The 5,069-nt window shown below is 55.4% G+C and carries 3 protein-coding genes; 2 read left to right on the forward strand and 1 reads right to left on the reverse strand.

The window, feature by feature from the left end:
- Nucleotides 1-130: 130 nt before the first annotated feature.
- Nucleotides 131-679 carry a DUF6512 family protein gene (locus Q2B33_RS23170; protein WP_300574154.1) on the reverse strand — a complete coding sequence of 183 codons (549 nt, stop codon included), beginning with the start codon at nt 677-679 and terminating at the stop codon, nt 131-133.
- Between the two features lie 226 nt (nt 680-905).
- Between Q2B33_RS23170 and Q2B33_RS23175 the strand changes: the two genes are divergently transcribed.
- Nucleotides 906-4,349 carry a UvrD-helicase domain-containing protein gene (locus Q2B33_RS23175; RefSeq protein WP_300791232.1) on the forward strand — a complete coding sequence of 1,148 codons (3,444 nt, stop codon included), beginning with the start codon at nt 906-908 and terminating at the stop codon, nt 4,347-4,349.
- 181 nt (nt 4,350-4,530) lie between these two features.
- Nucleotides 4,531-5,069, forward strand: a 539-nt coding sequence (locus Q2B33_RS23180; RefSeq protein WP_300816018.1) for an MATE family efflux transporter, incomplete at its 3' end; no start/stop codon positions are given.

A 5,069-nucleotide genomic window follows, 5' to 3' on the forward strand; every position in this document is an offset into this window, starting at 1 on the left:
TATTTTGTCTATTATGGCCATGTTCTGGCCTACTGGGTGAATGATTACATCCCCAGATTGAATCGCGTCTGCTTCTTCGTGAATGTAATAGGGATCGTATTGATTCTGGAAGTGCCCTGTATCATGATAATCAACAGATTCTTTCCGTTTTTGGTGGGGCGGAGGAAGATGACTGTCTGTCGGGGGCGGCGAAGATTGCCCCATCCGGAGGATGATAGGCGAACACTATAAAGCAGACAAAGAGTACGCCCACCAGCCCCCACAGGAGAGGGGCACAGCCTTTCAGCCTACAGGACAGCGTAAATCGGTAAGCAAGCAGGAACGCCACCAGCGTGCTCAGGAGAAAGTCTGCTATATCCAAGACAAAGAAATCCCTGCCAAGCACAAAGGTATATACATAATAAAAGACAGGAACCAGCAATGTGCCGACCAGGATACCAAAGCCCAGAGATGGCACGATACAGGGAAAGCTGCCCCGGAACCTGACGATCATGACAAGGGAATACAGCGCCATGGGGAAAAATATCAGCTTCATATGCTCCCATATGGATTCGCTGACCGGCGCAAAAAGGCCCGCCACAGGGTTCCACCCGGTCCAGTCATATAAAAAATGGGCCAGCGTCCCTGCAACCAGCACGAAAAGGACTCCGATTATGGTATAGCGCTTCAATAGTCTCATAAAAAACACCTCTCGGAAAAGTATATGCAATACAAAAGAAGCTATGCGAATGAATCCGGCGGCAATCGCCTCCGGAATCCATGAAACCATGAAATTTCGTTATGGTTGAAGCCTGGTGGATTTTGTGATAAGGTAAACTTAGGAAATATTACGTGACGTTGGACGGAGCGTCAGTATGGTTCATCCGCCAAAGGGCTGTCTGTCAGGCGGCAGAATGTGAGGAGAAATGTACATAGGAGATTTGCATATCCACTCCAGATATTCCAGGGCTACCAGCAAAGACTGTACCCCGGAGCATCTGGATTTGTGGGCAAGGAAAAAAGGGATCCATATCGTGGGCACAGGTGACTTCACCCACCCGGCCTGGCGGGAAGAGCTGAAAGAGAAGCTGGAACCGGCGGAGGACGGCCTGTACGTGCTGAAGAGGGAATACCGAATCGGGGGAGCGGGGGAGAGCGGCATGCAGCCCCGATTCGTGGTCACCGGGGAAATCAGCTCCATCTATAAAAAGGGAGACCGGGTGCGCAAAGTCCACAGCCTCTTGCTCCTGCCTGGGCTGGAGGCCGCGGAGACGTTTTCCAGGCGGCTGGAGCTGATCGGGAACATCCATTCTGACGGTCGGCCCATCCTGGGGATTCCCTGCAGGGATCTGCTGGAAATCATGCTGGAGACCTGCCCGGAGGGAATCTATGTGCCCGCCCACATCTGGACGCCCCATTTCTCCCTGTTCGGGGCCTTTTCGGGCTTTGAGACAATAGAAGAGTGCTTCGAAGACCTGACGCCCCATATCCATGCCCTGGAGACAGGGCTTTCCTCCGACCCGCCCATGAACTGGCGGGTGGCCGCGCTGGACAGATTCCACCTGATATCCAACTCCGATGCCCATTCCCCGGCCAAGCTGGGCAGGGAGGCCAATCTCTTCGACATGGAGCTCTCTTTCCAGGGGCTGGCAGGGGCTGTCCAGAAGGGGAAAGGCCTGGCGGGCACCATCGAATTCTTCCCGGAGGAGGGAAAGTACCATTTTGACGGGCACAGGAAATGCGGGCTGTGCATCAGTCCTCAGGAGACGGCCAAGTACGGTGGGAGATGTCCTGTGTGCGGGAAGAAGATTACCATAGGCGTTCTGAACCGGATAGAGCAACTGGCGGACGCGGACAGGGAGGAGGGCTTCATCCTGCCCGAGGGGCGGCCTTTCGAGAGCCTGGTGCCGCTGCCCGAGGTGATCGGGGCTTCCATGGGGATTTCCGCCGCAGGGAAAAAGGCTGTGGAGACCTATGAGCGGATGATAGGGAATCTGGGGCCAGAGTTCGCCATCCTGCGGGAGGTTCCGGTGGAGGACATCCGCAAGGCGGCAGGGCCTCTGGTGGCCGAGGGCATCAGGCGGCTGCGGGAGGGAAAGGTGGAGCGCACGCCGGGCTTTGACGGGGAGTATGGAAAAATTGGGCTGCTGACCCCGGAGGACATCAGCAGCCTGGAGGGGCAGATGTCATTCTTTACCGCCCAGGAGCTGCGGGCCATGGAGAAAGGGCATCAGGAGCGGAACCCCGAAACGGATATGGCCCACAAAGGTTCGGATATGGGAGAGCAGGCAGGAGGCAAGCGGTATCGGGAAATGCCAGAGGAGACGGATGCCTCTGGCAGGCAGGATTCAGAACTGCCAGGAGAGACAGACACTTTTGGCAGGCAGGATTCTGAATTACCAGGAAAGACAGATGTCCCTGGCAGGCGGAATCCGGATCTGTCAGGAGAGGCACAGGCATCAGACAGGCAGAATATGGAACTATCAGGAGAGGCAGCCGGCCCAGGCGATTCAAAAGCAGAAGCAGGCAGCCGGTCTGCCGGTCTCAATCCCCGCCAGCAGGAGGCCGTGGAGCGGATAGCGCCCAGCGTGGCAGTCATCGCCGGGCCAGGCGCGGGCAAGACCAGGACATTGACTTACAGGCTGCGCTATCTGCTGGAGAAGCGAGGAATCGCCCTGGAGGAAATCACTGCGGTGACATTCACCAACAAAGCGGCAGAGGAGCTGCGGGCCAGGATGGAAGCCGAATCCGCCGTCAGGGAGGGCCAGCCGGGTCCGCTTTCCGGGAACCGCAAGGGCAGGAGGGCAACGGACATACAGATTGGCACTTTCCACGCCATCTGCAGCCGCTTCCTGCAGGAGTCGGGGCTTTCCTTTGTGGTGGCGGACGAGGGCCTGCAGATGGAGCTTGCGGAGAGAGCGCTCCGGGAATTTGACGGCAAAGAATCCCCGGGGAAACTCCTGCAGGAGCTGTCAAAGGAGAAGAATGGCCTGTATGATGACAGCGAGCCCGCTGACCGAAAGAATCCACGCATATACGAATACTATCAAAAGCTGCTCCGCCAGGCCGGAGCGCTGGACTATGACGACCTTTTGCTGGAAACCCTGCGCCTCCTGGAAGAGCTGCCAGAGGAAGCGCCGGAGCGCCGCTGTTTCTCCTACCTGCTCATCGACGAGTTCCAGGACATCAACCCGCTCCAGTACCGCCTGGTAAGGGAATGGAGCCGGGGCGGCAAAGAGCTCTTCGTCATCGGGGATCCGGATCAGTCCATCTACGGCTTCCGCGGCTGCGACCCGAAAGTCTTCTCCAGGCTGGGGGGAGAGCGCCTGGACCTTGTGCCCATCCGCCTGGAGGAAAACTACCGTTCTGCCCCGCCCATCCTGAACGCCGCCCTTGGGCTGATTTCCCACAACCCAGGTCGGCCGCGCAGGATGAAAGCCATGGCGGGACATGCGGAGCGTCCCGCGCCACCTGTGCGCATCGTCTCCGCGGAAGATGAGCGCAGAGAGGCGATTTTCGTAGCCAAGGAAATCACCCGCCAGATTGGCGGCATCGACATGCTGGACACCGATAGGAACAGCGCCGGGGAGAACCGTGCGGTGAGGGGATTTTCCGATATGGCAGTGCTCTATCGAACCCACAGGCAGGCGGCTCTCCTGGAAAAATGCCTCAGACAGGAGGGAATCCCCTATGTGGTGGCAGGGCGGGAGGACTTCCTGCGGGAGCGTGAGGTGCGGGCAGCCCTGTACTTTTTCCGCCACGTCCTGTATCCCGGCGAAGAAGCATCTGAGGCGCTCTGCCACAGGCTCCTGAGCCCGGCCCTGGGAGAGGGCCTGGAGGAGAGGATTGGTCTGCTTGTGGAAAAATACCGTAAAAAGGTGAGGAAATCCCGCCCTGTAAAGCTTCTGGAGGAGTGGAGCGGGGACGTGCGGCCCGAGAATCCGGACAATATGAAAAAACTGACAGATATGTCAGTCCTTTACCCCACCATGGAGGGCTTTCTCCAGACCCTTTCCTTTGGCGAGGACGGGGACGTAAGGAGGAACGGCGGCAGGAAGTTCACGGCGGACGCGGTGACGCTGATGACGCTCCATGGCTCCAAGGGGCTGGAATTCCCCGTAGTGTTCCTGTACGGCATGGACAAGGGGCGCTTCCCGCTGGAATTCGGCGGAGACGGGACAGATATGGAGGAAGAGCGGCGCCTGTGCTACGTGGGCATGACCAGGGCAAGGGAGGAACTGATTCTGGTGGGCGGAAAGGAAAGCTCCCCGTTCCTGCAGGAGCTCCCCACAGGATGCGTCAGCCGGGAGCAGGCGGAGAAAGAGGAAGAGGTACAGGCCGTACAGATGAGCCTGTTCGATTTGATGTGACAATTCTTCCAGGTAGAAATTTTTTGCAATTAGTATTGATTTATTTGTTTTTTTATGATAAATTAGAAAAAGTTTATGCGTCCCTTGCCGCCGGGTAAGGGGTTAAGCGTCAGGCTTTCTATCGTTAGGCCATTGAAGATAGAAAGTGCTGGCGTTATTTTTTGTTCAGGAGGGTGAATATATGGAACAACCATCTTGTATTCGGGAATTTTCCCGGTATACTGTTTTAAGCGTTTTGGGAACGTTGGGCGTATCCTGCTACATTTTGGCAGACACATTCTTTGTTTCCAAAGGATTAGGCACAAGCGGGCTGGCAGCGTTAAATATTGCTATTCCGGCATATAATTTTATTCATGGTACAGGGTTAATGATTGGCATGGGCGGGGCAACAAAATTTTCTGTCTGCAAAAGTCAGGGGAATCAAATGTTAGTAGACAAAATTTATACAAATACCATATATCTTGCCGTTTTGTTTTCAATCGCATTTATGCTGCCTGGTTTTTTCTGCCCAAGACAGTTGGCTTTTGTGTTAGGTGCAGATATGACGATACTGGAAATGACAGCTGTTTATTTACGGTGGCTGTTGCTTTTTTCTCCGGCTTTTATTCTGAATGATGTGCTGCTTTGTTTTGTGCGGAATGACGCAAATCCGCAGCTTGCCATGTGTGCAATGCTTATTGGAAGTTTTTTTAATGTGATAATGGATTATATTTTTATTTT

Origin of the sequence: uncultured Acetatifactor sp. (assembly GCF_948601915.1) — a bacterium.
Classification (GTDB): domain Bacteria; phylum Bacillota; class Clostridia; order Lachnospirales; family Lachnospiraceae; genus Acetatifactor.

Excerpts from the sequence above, each read along its gene's own strand:
- Q2B33_RS23175 (WP_300791232.1), top strand. The coding sequence starts at position 906 with ATGTACATAGGAGATTTGCATATCCACTCCAGATATTCCAGGGCTACC.
- Q2B33_RS23170 (WP_300574154.1), bottom strand. The coding sequence starts at position 679 with ATGAGACTATTGAAGCGCTATACCATAATCGGAGTCCTTTTCGTGCTG.